This is a genomic window from Solibacillus sp. NPDC093137 (genome assembly GCF_050280445.1).
Classification (GTDB): Bacteria; Bacillota; Bacilli; order Bacillales_A; family Planococcaceae; genus Solibacillus; species Solibacillus isronensis_B.
Window position 1 is genome coordinate 2,140,267 of sequence record NZ_JBNNVH010000001.1, and the last position, 20,305, is coordinate 2,160,571.

Annotated in this window: 10 protein-coding genes; 2 read left to right on the plus strand and 8 right to left on the minus strand. The window is 37.3% G+C overall.

Annotated features, from left to right (window positions below; genetic code table 11):
• Positions 1–67: 67 nt before the first annotated feature.
• The 3 genes from ACQKN3_RS10815 to ACQKN3_RS10825 form a co-directional block, all read right to left on the minus strand.
• Positions 68–2,341, minus strand: a complete 2,274-nt coding sequence (locus ACQKN3_RS10815; RefSeq protein ID WP_427711302.1) for an S-layer homology domain-containing protein — start codon at positions 2,339–2,341, stop codon at positions 68–70.
• A gap of 207 nt (positions 2,342–2,548) precedes the next feature.
• The gene (locus tag ACQKN3_RS10820) at positions 2,549–4,039 is read right to left on the minus strand and encodes an O-antigen ligase family protein (RefSeq protein ID WP_427711304.1); all 1,491 of its coding nucleotides are present in this window, start codon (positions 4,037–4,039) and stop codon (positions 2,549–2,551) included.
• 360 nt (positions 4,040–4,399) lie between these two features.
• Positions 4,400–4,741 (minus strand): hypothetical protein, encoded by a 342-nt coding sequence (locus tag ACQKN3_RS10825; protein WP_427711306.1) that lies wholly within the window; start codon positions 4,739–4,741, stop codon positions 4,400–4,402.
• A gap of 152 nt (positions 4,742–4,893) precedes the next feature.
• Between ACQKN3_RS10825 and ACQKN3_RS10830 the strand changes: the two genes are divergently transcribed.
• On the plus strand, positions 4,894–5,157 hold the full coding sequence (locus tag ACQKN3_RS10830) for a multidrug ABC transporter ATPase (protein WP_251689799.1): 264 nt from the start codon (positions 4,894–4,896) through the stop codon (positions 5,155–5,157).
• A gap of 314 nt (positions 5,158–5,471) precedes the next feature.
• On the plus strand, positions 5,472–7,481 hold the full coding sequence (locus tag ACQKN3_RS10835; RefSeq protein WP_427711308.1) for an S-layer homology domain-containing protein: 2,010 nt from the start codon (positions 5,472–5,474) through the stop codon (positions 7,479–7,481).
• A 303-nt stretch (positions 7,482–7,784) separates the two neighbouring features.
• On the opposite strand, the gene ACQKN3_RS10840 is transcribed toward ACQKN3_RS10835, so the two are convergent.
• From ACQKN3_RS10840 to ACQKN3_RS10860, 5 genes are all read right to left on the minus strand, one after another.
• Positions 7,785–9,761 carry an N-acetylmuramoyl-L-alanine amidase gene (locus ACQKN3_RS10840; RefSeq protein WP_427711310.1) on the minus strand — a complete coding sequence of 659 codons (1,977 nt, stop codon included), beginning with the start codon at positions 9,759–9,761 and terminating at the stop codon, positions 7,785–7,787.
• A gap of 658 nt (positions 9,762–10,419) precedes the next feature.
• Entirely contained in the window at positions 10,420–11,361 is a 942-nt protein-coding gene (locus tag ACQKN3_RS10845) for an NlpC/P60 family protein (protein WP_251689802.1), read from the minus strand.
• Between the two features lie 284 nt (positions 11,362–11,645).
• Positions 11,646–12,707, minus strand: coding sequence for an S-layer homology domain-containing protein (locus ACQKN3_RS10850; RefSeq protein WP_427711313.1), 1,062 nt, complete (start codon positions 12,705–12,707; stop codon positions 11,646–11,648).
• 251 nt (positions 12,708–12,958) lie between these two features.
• Positions 12,959–16,993 carry a hypothetical protein gene (locus tag ACQKN3_RS10855; protein WP_427711315.1) on the minus strand — a complete coding sequence of 1,345 codons (4,035 nt, stop codon included), beginning with the start codon at positions 16,991–16,993 and terminating at the stop codon, positions 12,959–12,961.
• A 411-nt stretch (positions 16,994–17,404) separates the two neighbouring features.
• Positions 17,405–19,978, minus strand: a complete 2,574-nt coding sequence (locus tag ACQKN3_RS10860) for an S-layer homology domain-containing protein (protein ID WP_427711317.1) — start codon at positions 19,976–19,978, stop codon at positions 17,405–17,407.
• Positions 19,979–20,305 lie beyond the last annotated feature (327 nt).

Sequence of the window (20,305 nt, forward strand, 5' to 3'; positions counted from 1 at the left end):
CTGCTCTCCATAAAAAAACCTTTGTAAAAGTTGCGATTCCTCGCTGCAACTTTACAAAGGTTCTCACTTATTTATTTTGTGTAATTGTACGGTATAAGAATAAGCTGAAGTGCACGCGTGATACTTCTTGACTTGGTTTATAAGTATTATCTTCATAACCTGTCGTAATTTCATTTGCTGCTAGCGTATGAATATAATCGTATGCCCAGTGCTTTGTGCTTACATCTTTAAATTTCGTAGAAGTAGTACCCGTTAACTTATATGCTTCAACTAAGATTTTCGCCATTTGAGCACGAGTTAATGGTTTGCCCGGTTCGTACTTGCCATCACCAGTACCGCTCATGATTCCTGCTTGTACAATCGCAGCAACAGCACCATAATATGTGCTCTTTGTTGATAGATCGCTGAATCCAGGGTTTGGCACATCTTTTGTCGATAAGCCTAATGCACGAGTCAGCAATACAGCTGCTTGACCACGGTTTAATGCTAAATCCGGTTTGAATGTACCATCCGGATACCCGTTGATTAAGTTATTATCTACTAAATACTGAATTTCTTTTTTATAAACATTGTTCACAGAAATATCTTTGAATAATGGTTTTTCTACCGCCTTTACAACGATATCTTTAGAAACAGATTTTGTTCCTAATGTCGCTGTTACACGGGCAGTGCCTTCTTTACCATTCGATTTGAAAAGACCTGAGCTGGATACTGAACCGATGTTTCCATCAACAGACCATTTAATTTGCGAGTCGTTATAAATTAGTGTTTCATTATTTGACCCTGTTACATTTGCTTTTAATTGAAGTGATGCATTTGGTTCAATTGGAGCTGATACTCCTGAAATAGAAAGTCCAGCAGGTGCATCCACTACATTGAAGCTAATTGTTTGTGTTGCGCCTTTATTTGAAACCGTGATACGTTCAGAGCCAGACGCTACAGCTGTATAACTTAAGCCGTTAACTGTTACTGTGTTATTTTGCGGTGTTAACACAAAATCACTTGCATTTACTGCCAATGGATTGTAATATTCGTCCAACACATAGTTTGGTGTAAGTTTCACTGTTGCACCGACTAATAGCGTACCTACTTTATCACGATTTACTTGAATATATTTAGGTGTATTTGTTGTTGGTGCTGTACTGATAGCTTCAATAATTGCAGATACGCGACGTTGTGTACCTCCAGACGGTGTATTGGCTAAAACGACAGTGTTGCTGCCGTATTTACGAATACCCATTGTTGTTGAACCGCCGCCATCTAAATTAATCGCACGGTCAAAACCAAGGCTTACTAGATAATCCGCAAACTGTGGTAAAGTCATACCTGCACTAGAGTTAATACGTCCGTCCACTGTAACTAAGTGTACTTTCTTCTTGTCTTTGCTGATTGCAATAGCTGTACGTGGTGCAACTTCTCTAGCACGTGAGCTTGATTCATTGATTGTGAGATTTTTCTTGCCGTCCAATACTAGTAATGGACCACTTGCCATCATAAACTGTGCATCCATCCAACGATCATCAATAGCAAAGTTTACTGAAATTTCATCACCGATTTTAATTCCACGGTATTTATCGCCCCATGCCGATCCGTTAAAAGAAAGAACGAAACCGTTACGCGGAATTTTCGTTTTTGTTTCATCATCATAACCGCGGATTGCAGTTACTTTACCTGTTAAAGTCTGTCCGAATTTCGTTGCACCGATTGTGTTGCCAGTTTCAACGATAAACTCCATACCTTTTCCGTTGTTCGGCGTCATAGAACTATGGTTTTGCGGTGTATAAACAACCGCCTCATCTGTTCCGCGCTTTACATTAAGACCATTTACTTCATTCGTTTGACCGTTATATGTAACGTTAATCTTACTATTGTAGTAAGCAATCTCTCCATATCCGTCCTTTGTAATACCGAATGCGATCGGTTGGCTGACATAGTTCGAACTTGAGTCTGAAATAACGCTTGGTGTAACGATAGTATTATATTGAGAAATTAAATATAAAGGATAGCCATCCCCCATATTGTAGAAGTTAGAGTTGATTGCCCCAACTACACGATTTCCTTCCTTCGTATGACTGTTCGCATGTTGCGTTGTTGTCATTAGTGTATTAACCGGAGTTGGTAAGCCTAACCCGATCTTTGTGAAAGAGTCTGTTAAATCTACTTCTAAATGATTAACTATACTTGTTTTAGAACCTTTATGAGTATAGTTCGAATATGTTACCCCTGTTGAAAGCGGGTATGAGTCATTTGTCGATTGTGCTGCACTTGCAAATTGCGGTGTACTGAAAATAAGTGCAAACACCATTAGCACTGCAATAAATAGAGATTTATTTGTTTTCATAATTTGTGCTTCCTAGTTAACTTGAAGCAAGTCACCTTCCTCTCTTAATGTCCTATCTCTAACCTTAACAAATTTTCGCGTGTGAGACTATTAATCTTTTGTTACATTTTACAAAATACAGGTTTTTCCTACATAAAGTTACATAAGCTTCGAGTCTTTTAATTTCAATAAAAAAGAACTATCCCCCTAAGAAGATAGTTCCTTGAATTATTCTGCTTTTTGTTTTTCGTAATCGCTAAGCTTGAGCATTGGATACATTGTGCGCATACTCGCAAAAATTCCAAAGAGAATAAAGTAGAACAACACATATACTTTTAATTCCCAAATATTATAGAAGAAGCCGGCTACACCTGTTGCGAACCATAGCCCGAATAAATATTGTCCAAAGACTGTTTTACGTTCTTTCCAGTACATCCATACCATCGCAAGAAGGAATCCGGCAAATAATAGAACGCCGACTGCTCCTGTCTCCGCAATAACCTGGATGTATTGGTTATCCGAATAGAAGTTTTTGCCTCCATAAATATCAGAACGGATACCGTACTCCTCATAAATTGGTGAGTCATATGATAAAGTAGCCGAACCACCGAATGTACCGAAGCCGGCACCTGTAATCGGATAATCTTTCAGCACTTCAAATCCTTTTTTAATATAGAACATACGACCACTTTCCTGCATAAGCTCCAACGTGTCGTCCGAGAATGTTTCCGTGAAACGATTGCTGATACCACCTGAAATTTCCTCAGGTGCTACCGTGTTTTCCACACCTAAGTTTTGTAAAAATGATACTCCCCAGTTTACAGGGAAATAAATAAGCGCGATTGCTACAACAAATGAAATGGCAATTCTCTTTAATAACTGCCAATTACGAGATAGCAACATAAAGAATAAGACAAGCATGAATGCAGAAATCCATGTACCACGTGAAAGTGTCAATAACAGCATTCCAAAGAATGCGACCTGTGCAATACGGAACGTCCATTTAAATTCATTGTCTTTATATGCCCAGCGCAGGAAAAATACTGCGGCAATTGCAAAGAACATGACTAATGCCAACGAGTTTGGATTGTTCAGCATACCGTAGATACGCACGAAGTTTGTTGAAGAAAGTATTTTTTCCGTCCATACTTCCGGCATTAATAATTGACGCATCGACAGTTTTTCGACGATCCCCTGAATGAAAATAACAGCTCCTGAAAATACTGTAACCCATGCCAATTTCACAAGGAAGTTTTTCGGCAATTCACTGCGGCTTAGAATGTAATACAGTAAATACATAACACCGAATGTACGTAATTGGAAGACAATTGCACCTAGTGATACACCGTTTTTGTATCCAATGATTGCACCGAAGATTAAAAAGGCGAAGAAGAAGTATTCAAATGGTTTGAAATGAAACCAAGTTTTAAATTTCTTCGTATTTAATAAAAATAAACGCAGCAATACGACGATCGTAATTAAATCGCCGATGAGTTTAAGACCAGGGTTGAGTTCAATAAAGAATGTACGGAAAATAACGTACGGTACTAAAATTACTAAACTTTGAAATGGCTTAAAAAATGCGAAGAGTACAAAGAAAATTGCTGTACTGATTTGCGCTATCGAAGGCGGAAGCAGTATGGCCGCCACAAGTACAAGAATTGCCCCAAAAATTTCGAGCCACTCTTTTTTATTCATTTTGACAGAAATGTCATTCATAGAAGTCCCAAACCCTTTCCTATATGAAGTTCTCTATTTTTAGATGAGTTTTGCTCATGTGGATTAAGACGAACTTAAGTATAATATGGTTACAATTATAATTCAATGAGAGTATAAAACACACCCTAAATTACTAGAATAATTGTCAGATCAATGGTTTTTCGGTCCTAAATAAATAGGAACCATATTTGGACAAAAAAAAGAGACAAAATTTTTGCCTCTCTTCAAATCTTCATATTCGAGAACCCCTTACTTTTCCATTTAAATAACTCCCGATGTTTTTTGATTATAACCATCAATAATAAGAAAGGAAAAATAAGGACCGTAAGTTGAGAAATATAAAATTCTACTGGCATCGTTCTAAATAGGACTAACATTGAAAACAGCTCGATTGTACTGAGCAGCATTGATAAACCAAGTATGAAAGTAAATATACCTATTTTTATTTTTTTTGTAGAATTGGTTTCCGAACAAATTGTAAATATAAACACTTAATATAAAACTACCTATTAAAAAGTGCATAATATAATCTTGGAAAGGTACAGTCACATGTTCTTCATGCGGTGTATCGACGGTAATGATATCTACAGCCCATCCTAAATGGAATATGAAACAAAAAAGCGCTGTATAAAAGCTCAAAATAAGGAAAAGTGCTTTATCCACAATATATTTAATGATTTTATAAGCCTTATTCATTTTCAAATGTCCCACCAACCTCCTATCTATATATCTAAATTTTACCATTAAATAGACTAGATAGATTTAAAACTTTCTGAAACAAATTCCACCTAGCCATTCATAATTACTCCTAAAAACCATAAAATATATACATCACTATTTTGGAGGTCGTAGTATTGCAAAATAACCGTAAGAAAAACAATGAACCGCCAATCGATAACAATCCATTAATTCAAGCCGCTTCACTTGAGGTGTTGGCCGGTTTATTAGCTACGTTAGCGGAAGGGATTTCAACATTTGCTTCTGCTCTTGCACTGCAGGAAGCACAACAGCAGGCCAGTAACTACAGCCAAAATAACGTGGACCTCCAGGAAGTTCATGAACAGCTTCATTACTTAACAAAGGAAGTAAAGAAAATATCGAAAGCATTAAACTTATAATTCTTAATTGTTTATTAGAAAGATAAAACAAGAAACTTTTTTAAGTTGCTTCCTTCTCATTCACTCTTATCCTTCAATCACACCCCCCCACTTATTTTTCACATTAAATTTTTTTATGAGCTTCAATCTGGCTCACTCTTTTTTATATCTTCAACTCTTATATTACAGAGCTCTTTTTTCCCTATCTTTAAACTAGGTTTCAAAGGACTTTTTAATTACATTTATATTACAAACATCTAAAGTATTAGGATTCATCTATGATTCTCGCTCATATATTGGTAAAATATCATCATATAGGAAAGGAGCGTGAATCTGTGTTTAAAAAAATAGTTGGACTAGCATTCGCATTAGTCGTTGCTCTGTCTTTCACAACACAATCAACATCTCATGCAAATGATATAAAAGGCCATCAAATGGTAAATGAATTAACATATTGGTCTAATCAAAATGTCATTCGACCAGACAGTAAAGGAAATTTCAATCCTAACCGTGCCGTTACGCGTGGAGAATTTGCTTCTTATATTACCCGCGCACTTAAATTACCAGATTCGTCTACATACACTTTTAAGGATTTAAAAGCTGGTAATGAACTGACACGTGAAATCCAGGCAGCTGCCGGATCAAACATTTTAAGCGGTTATCCTGATGGCACATTCCGTCCGAACGAAAAAATTACGCGCCAGCATATGGCAGCACTTTTGGAAAAAGCATTGCGTTATTCAAACGTGCCGTTGGAAGGACAACCACTAACGTTCAAGGATAACAACAAAATTAGTGATCAGTTCAAACCGGCAGTAGCTACAAACGTTTACTACAATATTATCCGTGGATCACATACGAAAAATGGGGTATTTTTTGAACCTCAAGGCAATGCGACAATCGCGCATGCCGCAGCATTTTTATTCCGTATGCAAACGACAATCGAAACATTTGCTGTAAAAGAAGGTGAAGAACCGACGGAAACGCCAGCTCCGAACCCTAATATTTATTATGTAGGTAAAATTTCAAATGGAGTAATAACGAAAAACTCTACTGTTTATTTTAACTACGAACAAGCAGAGTCAGCGTTAAAAAGTTCTGGTTCAAACATAATTATTAAAGGCGACAAAATCATTAAAATGTCTTCTGGTATCGCTTCAGCAGCTGATACGAAAGCAAACACTGTAACAATTTATTCAGATAAAAACTTCACGAAGTCGTTATCGTATGCTGTAGAAGGCTCTCAGTTTAAATATATTGGAAGCAATGATGAGTATGCAATCGTTCAATTAGCAGATACAAAAGGCTATGCGAAAATTGATGAAGTAACATTAACACCAACAAGCTTAATTAAAGGACAAGACTACTATTTTGCTGAAGGCGGTTACTTAACACATCGTACGTATAACCATATTACACAAAAGTATTACGGGAATTATGTAGTGAGTGAAGCACCGGACTTTATAAAACCGGGGTCACAATATTATAGCCAAGATGGTGTAAACTTCTACTCTGATGTTCTATTAACGAAAAAAGTAGGAACACATTATCCGTATTTCCAATTCCAGTCGATTCGTCAGCCATCTAATTATACAGCTGAAGAACTGGACAATATGATTATGACATTATTAAAAGAGCGCCAGGCAATCAAAACTTCCCCTCAATATGCCAAAGCAACGATTGAATCTCGTTTAATCGGGATGGGGAAATTTTTAAAGCAGGTGGAATCACAATATCATGTCAATGCCTTATTCATTTTAGCTGCAGCAATGCATGAAGGTGATTACGGAGTAAGTAAAAATGCACTGACGAAAAACAACATTTTTGGTATTGAAGTGTTCGACACTGATCCAACATTAGGTCAAGTATATAAAAACCGTGATGATAGTGTACTTGCGTTTATTAACCGCTACGTCAATTTGAAGTACGTGCCTCAATCAGGTGCTTACGCAAAAGGTGCAGTACCGGGGAATAAAACATCCGGCATGAATGTTCACTATGCATCAGATCCATTCTGGGGCAGTAAAATTGCCGGTCATATGTATCGCATGGACAACCGCTTCGGTAAAAAAGATTACAAGCAGGCGAACTTGGCATTCGTATCATATGAAAATGGCCATCTTGTAAATGTGCGTAATGAACCAACAACATCATCGCCAATTCACTTCACTTATAAAGCGAAATATGTAGGTGAAACAGGCGTGTTCGGCTATCCTGTCGCAATCGTTGAAGAAACGAAAGGTACGGACGGCTATGTATGGTACAAAATTTTGTCAGACAATAACCCTCCTGCAAAACACGGTTGGGTACGCTCTGATTTAGTTCAATTAATTCCAGGAAATTAATTTTTAATCCAGTACTTCTACGGAAGTGCTGGTTTTTTTTGTAGTTTTGGCCTGGGGTTTCCGGAGTGACAGTTTATTAGAAAAGTTAGGAAGGTTATTAGAAGATTGGGTTAGAATATTTGAACTTCGGGGTATGATATTAGAACATCTGAATGACATATTTGAAGAAATGGCTATTATATTAGAACTTGGCACTTTTATTAGAACATTTCACAGGATATTAGAACTTCTGCGAAACATATTAGAAAATCATACATAAATAAAAAACTGAGCAGCCCCCCAATCAGAAAGCCGCTCAGCCAATTATTTCGTATAATATTGCACAATGCCGTTGTAAATAGACTGGGCAAAAATTTCGACATACTCGTCAGATACAAGCTTTTCTCTATCTGCAGTATTTGTAATGAAGCCGAGCTCCACTAAAACAGCAGGCATTACGTTTCCTTTAATAACAACGTAATCTGCACGCTTTACACCACGGTTGTACATTTTCGCGTTTTTAACGATTTCATTATTAATAGCTGTTGCCAACGCTAAATCTTCTTTTTCATTTGCATTGGAAGTAACACTGTAGAATGTTTCCGTTCCATTCGCTGATTCCTTTGCTGCTGCATTTGCATGAAGGCTGATAAAAATTTCACCGTTCTCATTTTTAGCGTATCGAACACGATCCTCTAAGCTAGGATATGTATCACCAGAACGCGTCATTTTTATGATCGCACCATCTTTTTCAAGCTTCTGCTTCACTAGATTCGCAACTTTTAGAACGATTTCCTTTTCACGTGCATTACTTTTGACAGCACCTGGGTCTTTACCACCATGACCTGGATCAAGAACAATAATACGATCTTTTACAGCAGGTCCTTTTTGATTAAGAAGTTGTAAATAAGTTTTATTAATATAACCGTTAATACCGTTATATGTGATTTTAGCCCAGCTTCCGGATACCGAATGGACTTCCACTAATGTTCCTCGCTTAATTTGCCCAAGCGAACGTGAAGTTCCTGAAGCCGACTCACGAATTTGCAAGGCATCAACTGTCGCTTTACCTACAGTATTCGTCAATAGCTGTTGCGGCGGCGTTACTGGTTGTTCGTTTTCTCCGTTATTTTCCGCAGGAGGGTTCGGTACATTATTTTCCTCTTCCACTGCCGGTTTTTCCGGTACCACTGCTGGCGGAGTTACTGGTTCTGTCTGTAATGAATCCTCGGTTTGAGACACTCGTACATAGGCAGGTAAACCATTTACTAACGTAACATACCAATTGCCAATCGTATTATAAACTGCAATTTTCTCTTTTGCTGCTATTGAACTTACACTATTTGAACCAACATCACGCTTTTCATATGCTTGAATGTTGCCTAATGCGTAAACATGCTTTTGGACTTTGTTAAGAAGCTTGCCGGATTCATCTATAAAATCTACATAATCCTTATAAACATAAGCATAGCGTCCCTCATGTGAAACCTTCAGCCAACCGTCTTTCTGGATATCAAATACGGCAAACGATGCACCTGTATTTACTTTCGCCAAAATATTCGATGCATTTGAAGAAGAGGCAGATGTACGGACATTTAAATTATTAACATTTGCTTTAACAGAAGCAATTGCTGCTGAAACATCCGGAACGTTCACCCCTTGTACTGGCAACGGTAAACGATACTTTTCGGAAGATGCACGAGCGATAAATGAAGCGAACTGCGCACGTGTTACTGAATTTTTCGGATTATATTTATCGGCCTCCATTGTAATTCCGTTAAAGTAAATCGCCGCGATATAAGGATAGTAGCCATACGTCGGTTTAATATCCTTAAAAGGAATTTCCAGCTTTTCCGTTTGAGCTGTGTTTAATTTAAATGCAATGGCCAGCACTTTACTCATTTCTTCTCGTGTTAAAGGTGTGTTCGGTCCAAATTTCCCTTTAGATTGCTCAGAGAAAAACCCTAATTCCAACGCACTTTCTACATAACCCGAAAGTTCTGTTCCCAATGTAACATCAGAAAAAGAAGAATTTTTTACAGTTAAAGGCTTGTTATTTGTGGCCACAACGACCATTTTAGCAGCTTGTCCACGGGTTACATGGGCGTTCGGTTTATAAAGAGTTTTACCATTTTCCGTATACCCTTTTATGACACCCGCATTTACTAAATAATTTATTTCATTATACGCCCCGTTTGAAGAAGGGACATCGGCAAAGCTTGTACTAGCATAGGCCGTATTCAATTGGAACATTGCCATGAAGATGATTGTCACCGTCACGACAAGATTACGCAAAGACAATGTTAAAATCCTCCCCTCTATTAGATAGTTCCCATTTTACCAAATTATTCATAAAATTAATATGTACAAAGCAAGAAACTTAATATTTTTCTAGTTTACAGGAAGTAGAATGTGATATTTTTCATATAAGAGATGAGAGATTCTGCTATAGATGAAAGTGGTTCTAATTTTAGTCTGGAATTGGCTAATATATGTGCGCGTTCTACTTTAGGTATGAAATGTTCTACATTTTTAGCTATAGCTTCCACTTCAACTGGCAAACGTTTTACTTTTGATAGGAAAGTTTCTACCTTTATTTAGAGAACTTCTAATAAGGTTACCGCTTTCTACTTTCGATCTGAATTGTTCCACATTATGAACTGCAGCTTCCACTTCAACTGGCAAACGTTGTACTTTTGATGGAAAAGTTTCTACCTTCATTCGGAAATCTTCTATTAAATTTCAGCTTTCTACTTCAGTCGAAATTATTTCCACTTTCTCTCCCCCATTGGCTAATAAAGCAGTACATAGCCCAAGCCCCACAACAAAAAAGAAACACAGACAAATTTGTCTGTGTTTCAACTACTATTAGTAAGTACTTCCCTGCAAGGTGGATATCTATTGAGATATGTAGAAGTTACTAATTTTTATTCATTAAGTATTGGTTTTGCCAAACTTATTATTGTAAACGGTTAATGAAAGCTGTTAAATGTTTTAACATAACGTTGTCGTTTGTACCGAATGTGCCGTCACCTTTACCTACTGTGATGCCGTTCGATGCTAAGATCGAGATGTCGCTATGTGCCCAGTGAGATGTTGGTACATCTGTGAAGTTTAAAGTATCCTGCTTCATTTTCAAGTCGAATGCTTTTACTAACACTTTTGCCATTTGAGCACGTGTTAATGGTGAAGCTGGATTGAATTTACCTTCATCACCAGTGAAAACGCCTAATTTATATAGTGCAGTTGCTGCACCTGCATATTTAGATGATGATTTAATATCTGTGAATGGTGAATTTGTATCAGATGTATCTAAACCTAATGTTTTAGCTAATTGAATTGCTACTTCACCACGTGATGCATAAACCGTGAAATCGATTGCTGAATCTTTTACTTCTTCTTTTTCAACTGAAGAAACTGCTGCAACTACTTTTTGACTTTCGCCAAAGCTTGCTACGCGTTTTGCTCCGTTATAACGCTTCGCCCAGTAAGAAGAACTTAAACTTGCTTCAGTAACGCCTGTGCTTGTACCAGCGTGAACGAATTTATTTCCTCCTAATGAGATACCAACGTGAGAAGCGGTTTTACCAGTTGTATTAAAGAATACTAAATCGCCTGGTTGTAAATCTGATTTTGAAACGGCACTACCTTGTTTATATTGAGCAGCTGCTGTACGGTTTAAGTCAAAGCCCAATTGCTTGAATACTAATTGAGTAAATCCAGAGCAATCTAACCCGCTTGCTGTTGTTCCTCCGTAAACGTATGGTACACCGATATATTTAGAAGCTGTTGCTGTTAATTCTGAAACTGATGCTGCTTGTGCTGTATTATTTGAACCCATCCCTACACCTGAAAAAATCATGAAAGTTGCAAAGATCGGTAATAAGATTTTCTTTTTCACTTTAAAATGGAACTCCCTTCAAAATAGGCCTCGCGATGAATATTCGAGGTATAACATAACGTAAAACTTGTTTGTTCATGTTTATTTAACCTAATAACAGGGTAACATATATAATTGTGATATTATTTTTCACTTGTGTAACAGTTTGTAGTATTTTGATATAAAAACAGAAAACACCGAATCTCAGCATTTACGCAGAGATTCGGTGTTTTTTATAGAATATTTATATTAATGAAATAAAACTTGTAACATTACTGTAATGTAAGGTACTAGTATTTACCAGTTCATTTACTAGAAAAATGTTGAACTACATAATATTTCCCATTTTTAGATTGCTCAATGCCGATACCCATATGTGTATATACTTCTTTTAAAATATTGTCACGATGTTTCGGTGAAGCCATCCAAGCCTTTACCGTCGTTTCCGGTGACTCGAAGTTTCGGGCTAAATTTTCTCCATAGCTTGTATACTCATAATCAAATAACGTCGCTAAATCCCACGGGTTGCCGTAAAAAGTTGAATTATGTTCGAAATAATTGCGTTTTAGCATATCCTTCACTTTAATAATGGCGATCTGTGTTAATTTCTTATCTTGCATAAGTGGTGAAAGTCCTTTAGCAGCCCGTTCCTTGTTAACAAGCTCCAATATTTTTTTCTCCCACTGTTTATGATGATTCACTGTATCAATATAATCCTTTTGCAAAAAGTCATATACTACATCCAAATTTTTAACCTTTTCCTTAAACTCCATTCCGCGCATAGTGAGTGCAGCTACATGAGCACGCGTAACAAACTCATTCGGTTCAAAAGTTTTTGCAGTCTTTCCTTTTACAATTTCCACATCTGCCAGCGATTCAATATAATCTTTTGCCCAATAGTTTTTAGGCAGATCCTTAAACGATGTCTTGTTTTTCTGATCCACTTCAACCGCATAGGCAAGAGCAATCATTTTTGAAATATGTGCGCGCTTTAAAGGGGCTTCAGGATGAAACTCACTAGCGTTTTGAATAATCCCCAATTCTGCTAGTTTACAAATTTCTTTATAATAACGGTGATCTGTAGGAACATCCGTAAATTTTGGAACAAAATCAGTCGTTAGTTGTACGCCCATCGTTCTTGCAATAATACTTGCCGCCTCAGCACGAGTCGTCGTACTGTTCGGTTTGAATGTACCGTCTGTATAGCCTTCCATAAATCCTTTTTCAACTAGCTCATATATTACAGGTGCCGCCCAATACGTACTTTTCACATCGGTGAAAGTTGGAGTCGTTTTTGCATATGCCTCAGAAGATGGTGCATGTAATAAACACGCAATGATGGACCCCATAATTAAAACCCGTTTCATCAAACCCCCCCTATCAGTCCATAACTTATTATACAATGGATTAATTACTTTTCTCTTAACAGAAAAACTTGCAACTAACTTAAAAGCCACGAAATAGAAATTTTATGCCAAATTCGACAGAAATCTTTTTTATATTCTATAATTAGGCGTCTCTCTTTAATCTTAGTTTACACTAAAAAATACCCCAAAAGGCAGACTTTCCATTCTACCTTTTGGGGTACAGTAATTAAATTATAGTATTTTCAATAAAATTACAAGCCTAATTCAAAAATAGCAGCCTGCAGTTTATTGTAGTTTTTCACTAAAGTCTTTTGGTTGATAGTCAGGCGTTCGTAAGCAGCTTTCGCAGACTTCGCTCTTGAAGCAAACGTTCTTAAAGATGAATCCAAATCCTCTATTTGCTTCATGACACGTTCCGCCGCTTTTAAATCTTTTTCGGCTTGCTGAAGTACCGAGTAGTTCAGTACTTGGCGCTTAGAACCGGAAGGAAGTGCTTTATATGCAGACAATGCATTCGTAACATCTGTAACAAAATTGCTTGAAGAAGAATTCAATGAGGCAATGATTGACGTTACCTTTTGGACTTCCGTTACATCGAGTACAGCCTGCTGTAACTTGTAATAGTTTGTAACCTTCAGTTTTTCCTCTTCCGACAATTTGTCATATGCCAGCTTTGCGGCTTCCATATTTCCTTGATAGTACTTGTCGCTTGGCTTTAACCCTGCAATCAGTGTATAGACATGGATTACATTGGACAAGTTCGAATATTGGTCCATATTTGTTACATACTCTTTTTGTTTATCATCCAATTTTTTCAAAGCATTATTGACTGTATTAAATTGACGGCTCAAATCATTTCTTGGATCGCTTAAGCCATCAATTGCTTTAATTGCCGCTTCGATTGGTTTAATGTACTTTTCCTGCTCTTTTAATTCAAATTCGAGTGTAACACCTTTTTTGTTGGCCGAGCTTAACGATTTATAGGCTTCACGCGCTTCTTTTATTTTGGTGATAAATTCATTTGACGGTGCTGCATTTAATGCACGAATCATCGCATCTACCTTTGCGCCGCCTTCCACATTCAGTTCATGTTCCTGCAATGTCGGTAAATTAGACACTTGTACCGCTAACTCATCCGGCAGTTCGTTATATAATGCTCTCGCTGCCGCCGTCTCTTCTACAAACGTTTTGCTCGATGGCTTAATTGAATTGATTGCATTTACTACATTATAAATTGTCGTAAGATCTCCTAATAACTTTTCGCTGTTGATGAGCAGTGAACGTTCAGACATCGTTAGTTTTTCATATGCTTTTTCAGCCGATTTAAATTTCGAAATAAAAGTACGTGCATTCGATGGATCCAACGCTAATATATCACTATCCAATTTTAGTACCGGTTTTACACCACGCTCACGAGTCGTTAAGTCTTTGTAGTTCGTTACTAAACGCTGATCTGATTTAGCCAGACTATCATAGCTGTTTCGCGCATCGACTAGTTTTTGGATATAATTCTCTGTCATAGGAACCGCTGCATCAATGAGTGCAATTACTTGCTTGGCATCGGAAACACCTTGTTCTGCAGCTGAAAGTTTCGTAATATTATGCACGAGTTCTTGTTCCGCACCAGTCAATGCTGCATATTCCGCACGAATTACCGTGACATCCGCTTCATATGTTTTTGAACCGACACGCAGTTTTTCAATACGATTGATTAAATCCGCTACTTTTAAAATATTGTCCAGCTTCGAGCCATAGTTATAAACATCTTGCTTTTGCTTATCGGTTAGCCGTTCATACGCTTTTTGAGCTGCAGATACTTTTGAAGGGTAATTACGGTCTGTATGAACAGGCAGTTTTTCAATAAGATCGATTACTTTCAATGATGCTTTGTAGTCCCGTTCAAGCCCCGTTAAAACTTTTGAGTTCCCGACATTGCGTTTTGTTGCTGAATCCAATTTTTTGTAAGCTGCCGATACTTCCGCTAAATCGGTGATGAATGCTTCACCGGATTTCGTTTGCAGTGCATCAATTCGGCTTTCCATTGAAAAAGAATCTGAAACAATCACTTCATAGTCCGTTAATTTTTTCCCGTATTCGGTAAAAAGCCTTAATTGAATATTTTCTAAATCCGTAATTGGTTCTACAGGTGCAGTATAATCCTTTAATATTTTTTCAAAATCATTTTGTAGAGTTGAAAGGCTAACTTTGAACTCAGCTGCCGTTGGGCGAATTGCATCAATTTGCAGCATCAGCTTTGCGAACGGCAACAGTTCAACTAGTTTATCTCTATTGTAAACAAGCCCTTGCATAGGCTCTGCCAGTTTATTAAAAGAAGTTTCAGCTGCCGTCGTTTTACGTGTAAAATCTTTTGCCATTACATCTATCTTGCTGATTGCCTGAATTGTATTTAATACTGCCTTGTTCGCCTTTTCGATTTCTGTTAATACTTTAATATTTTTTACTAACCGCTTGCCGTTTGCAGATAATGAATTATATTTTTCACGAGCTGCATCAATTTGCTGCAAATCAACTAATTCATCATTTTGAAAGATAAGAATATCAGCATCCAATTTTGCCGCGCTAGATTGTTCCTCTTTTTGTAATTGCAAATAGGACGTTAAAAATTGATGAAGCTTTTCGACATTTGCTGCTTCATTTGGAGGAATCACTTCTTTTAATGAATTCCATTCGTTTAACTTATTTTCCGCTGATACTAAATCCTCTGCATAAGTAGTACTCGTGACGTTTAAATTCACTACTTGATCGGCAATTTTTGTTATCGGTATTAAAGCTTCTAGACGAGCACGATTATGAACAAGCTCCCGCTCTTCAATTTTGGCATACGAAGATTCCGCAGTACGCACCTTTGTAATAAATGAAGTGGTAGTTGAGCGCTTTTTCGTATCCGTCAGCTTTTTATCATCCAGATTCGCAAATACATCTGTTTTGATCGCGTCGATTTGTTTATTGATCGTTGCAGCAGTTGCAGTTGATTTTTCCCATGATGTAAGGAGATCCAATAATTCTTTTAAAACATATTTGCGCTCAGTTGTTGGTAATGCATTGTACGCTGCTCTTGCATCTGCAACGATTGAGCTTTTCTCTTCATATTTTGCTGAATCAATCTTTACTATTTCTGTTTCAACTTTTTTTGCATTTTCAATTGCCGCTTGCATTTCTAGTAATTTGTCATAATTCACTACTAATCGTGTATCCAAAGGATCGAGGGCATTATATAGTTTCTCTACATTTTCTGCCTCTTCACGGAATTCTTCAGTATTTGCTGGTAACTTAGAAATTCTCGTAATTTCATTTACTACGTTTAATACATTTTCATATGGTTTTAATTCATCCGCGTTTGGTACCAGATTTTTTTGAAGAGCTGTTAATTGTCCATATTCTTTAACAAGTGCATTTACTTTTGAATTAAATGTTGTTGCAGTTGGTGGGTTACCAACTAAATCTCTAATTTTATCTTCAACCGTTTGTGCCTTTTTAATATCAGCTTCTGCATTTTTTATAAATTGTTCAATCCCTGCATTACTTTCTACTAGTTGAACTTTCAATACATTTTTAAAGGCAAGATCTGTTATGTCATTAAATGCAGTACGTGCGTTAGCCACAGCGCTAATAAAGCTTTCCTTACTAAATGACTCCTGAGCGGTTAATGTCGTGACCGGACTAATGTAATTTTCAATAAACTGCTCAATGGCTGTCGTTTGGTCTTCAAAAGATTGCAGATGACTTAAAGATGCCGCTGTCACGTGTTTATTAATGAAATCCGTTTGATCTTTTGCATCGTAATACAGTAATGTTTCCAAGAAGGTACCTGCATTACCGTTTACAGCACTGCTTAACTCACTGCCGGCATTCTCCAAATTTACATTTAGATTTTCAAGTGCCTCAAGTGCTACTTGTCTGTCTGCAACTAAGTTTTTATTTGTATTCGTTAACTTTGAAATTAAAATTTTTACTTGTGCTGCATCTTGCTTAAGTTGCATGTATTTTTCTAAATATTTCAGTTTAGCATTTATCAGCGGCATGATATCCGCAAATGTTTCATCATCTTTATATGTATCGTAAATTGTTCTTTCCTGAGTTAATGTCGCAATTGTGGACTCTTCATTGGCAGCTTTAAAGCTGTTCAATAATCCTTCTGCAGTAACTGAAGCTACGACATTAAACGGAGTCGGTGTTTCACTCGCTTCTGCCTCTCCAGCCTGCGCGACGATTGCCGGAGTGATCAAGAGTCCTGCCATCAAACCAACCTTCAAGTTTTTCTTCATCGTTTTATCCCTTCCTTCACGGGTCATGCTTAAAAATGGTTCGTAATCCTAGGTTAATTATCGGCATATTCTCACAGTTTGTTAGTTGATATATAAGGAAAAGGATTTAGGGTAAATGAGCCCAATGAATATTCGGCACTTTACATACTTATTTCGCCTAAAGGAAATCCTTATTCTTCAAAATGCATTGTAAAGTTACAAAATCCGTAACTGACAACATTTATACGCCAATTATCTATTCATATTAGTCAACGTTGTGAGCTTATTAGTATTTTAGTCATTCAATATCAAATAATCGACACTTTACATGAGATAATCGGCAATTCCATATTTAATTGACATTTTTTATATTTATTCGCCACTTCCTCAAAAAAAATCACTCTATCCAATAAAGAATAGAGTGATTTTTTATTACAATGCGTCTGTATATAATTTGCCTTCCGGTAAATACTCGGACATGCCGATTTCTTCAAGACCATTTTTAATTTTGTATGTGTGACCTAAACGGTTTTTCGATAAATAATTCGCTTTTGAAATCAGCATCTCTTCAAACACCGGTAATTGTGATGGATCTACATCTTTCCAGTTTTTATAAGAGTTGATCAAGTCTTCAAGCGTTAAGTGCTGATAATCGTCACCGGCAAATTCACCTTTTGGATTCACACGGTACCAAATATCTCCGTTTGAACGGATCCACTTGTTCTTTTCAATTTGCAATGCACGGCTAATCGATTTGGCCGCTTCTAAATATTTAGGATCCTGGAATTCTTTATATGCCAATAATAATACATTCATCCCACCAAGTACATGGTTCATTGATGCATGTGTTGTCACCTGCTGATTCACTGGGAAATAATCTGAAATATAATAAGCGTCTTTAGCAACATTAATTACATGCCCCGCCTGTTTACGTGATGCTAAAAGATCCGCATAATTACGTAATGGCTCTTTATAGTTCGGCATATTAAACTCTGCTCCGGAATTATAGTAGAATAACGCAATCTGCTCATTGAAGCGTGTGTCGATAAACGGTGCAGTAATGCCAAATAAGTTTTTCAAATACGTACTCGTTACTTCTGTCTTCCAGTAAGTCGCGTCGCCTTTGAACTTATTCAAGTTAATGAACGAGTTTTTCACTAAGTTTGCAAAATAACGGTCGCCCTGTTCTTTTAATAATACAAGTGCACGGTCTTCTTTTACCAACAATAGATTACGCCCGAACCCTTGGTAAGATTTCGGCATTGGCTCTGTAGTTGTCGCCATTTTATTGTATGGACCTTCTGCTGTGTACCAGTTGTTACGCTTCTTATAGTTAAGCGCAGTTTCAAGCATCCAGCCATTCATATTTTCATCTGTTTTAAATAAACGCTCATTTGAATCCATATACCAAGTATCAACAATGTCGTTCCCATTAGAAACTAGCGTATAGTAGCTGAATAAATCTTCGCCAAGCCATGCTTGTGAATACGCTTCATACTCGGATTCCAAATCACGCATATAACTTGTTCCGCCAGTATCTTTATAGCTTTGAGTTAATTGTTTTGAACGATATGCTTGTCCGACCATACGATCTGTCGCCAGCTTTTCATTCTCCATAATGCGTAATAATCCAGTCGGGTATGATGACGAGTCAAAGCCAAATACATCGGCTGAATTTTTTTCGATTGGGAAACGATCATAGCGGTACAAACGGTAATTCGTTACATTTGTCGCTTTATGGAATAAATCCACAGTCAGCTTTGATTTTCCCTTGTTCGTCAATGTTGTAAATACAAAGTCATCGCCGTTTTCCAATGAACGAACCGTTACTTTTACAGTTGCCCCTTGGTTTCCGACAGCATAATTATAAACTGTATCCTTTGCAACACCGTAAGTTTCAGTCGTTGTTCCTTTAAATACAATCGTAGCTGTTGAACGAAGATATAACGGGTTTGCATCCGATGTTACTTGTGCAAAGTTCATTTCTTCACGATTGTTTTTAAAATTACTGGATACTTCCGCTGCTTGCACTTTATATTCGTTTTTTGCAATTTGATTTGTTGCAACTAATGCACGGTGAAGCATGACCGAGAACGTAACACGGTTAACTGTTGCTTTCGGATCGTAAGTACCGTCTTCACGCCCTGTTGTAATTCCGTGCTGTGCTAAAATTTTAACATTTTCGCGATGTGATTCACTGATTTTGTTCCAGTCTTTAAACGTCAGTTCTTTACCTGTATCTTTCAAATCAAATGCACGCACTAAAGTCGTTGCCATCTGTTCACGTGTTAACGCATCCGCTACACCGAAACGTCCGTCTGGTTTACCACCAAAAATACCAGCTTCATATGTAGAAAATACACCTTGTAAAAAGCTTGATTTCGTACTTACATCTGAAAACTTGTTCTGATACTTACCATCTGGAAGCTTTAATGCCCCTTTAAACAGGTTTGCTGCCTGACCACGGTTAATATTTAAATTTGGACGGAATTGTGCATCCGGATAACCACCGATAACGCCCATTTCTACAAGCTGCATTACTTCATTTTTAGCCCAGAAACTATCAGGTACATCCGCAAGCTTCTGCTTAACCGTTAACTTTTCACCTGTTTGCGGCTGATTAGCTGGCTCCTCTGATGACTCGTTTTGTTCTGAATCTGTTGCAGGCTGTTCAGTTTGTGCCGGAGACTCTTGCTCTTGCTCTACTGATTCCTCTTTTTCCGAAGATGTTTCTGTTTGTGGTTCTTGCTGAGCAGGTGTAGTTGTTGTTTGTTCAGCTTTTTCATCAGCAGAAGTAGATTCCGCTTCCTTTTCATCTGTAACCGTTTCCTCTTGAACTACTGGAATATTACCGGAATCCGTAGTTGGAGTCATAGTAGTGGTTGAATTTTGTGCTGTTGGATTTTCAGCTTCAACTGTGCCTTGTACATTTGCATACGTTGCGGTTGGTAGCGCTGTGGATAAAAATAGTAGCGAGGCTAACAGTGCTGATTTTATTTTCAACATTCGACAGATTCCCTCCTTTTATTTCAATAACGTATAAATTATACCGAATATCGCCATATATTTCACTGAAATGTACAATATTTAATAGAATAATAGCAATCAAATTAAGTGTAGCACGCTACTTGTTGTGAAGCGATGGTAATTCTCGCTTCCTTTAGTAGGTATTTCTTTATTGGGGTGTCGGGGTTCTAGTGTCGGGGGAGGCAGTTCTACTTTTGCGCGTCATGATTCTACATTTCGACAAAAAGGTTCTACTTTCCGGCGGGGGCTTTCTACTTTTCTGTATTTAGGTTCTACTTTTAGAGTGATTTGTTCTACTTTTAACCA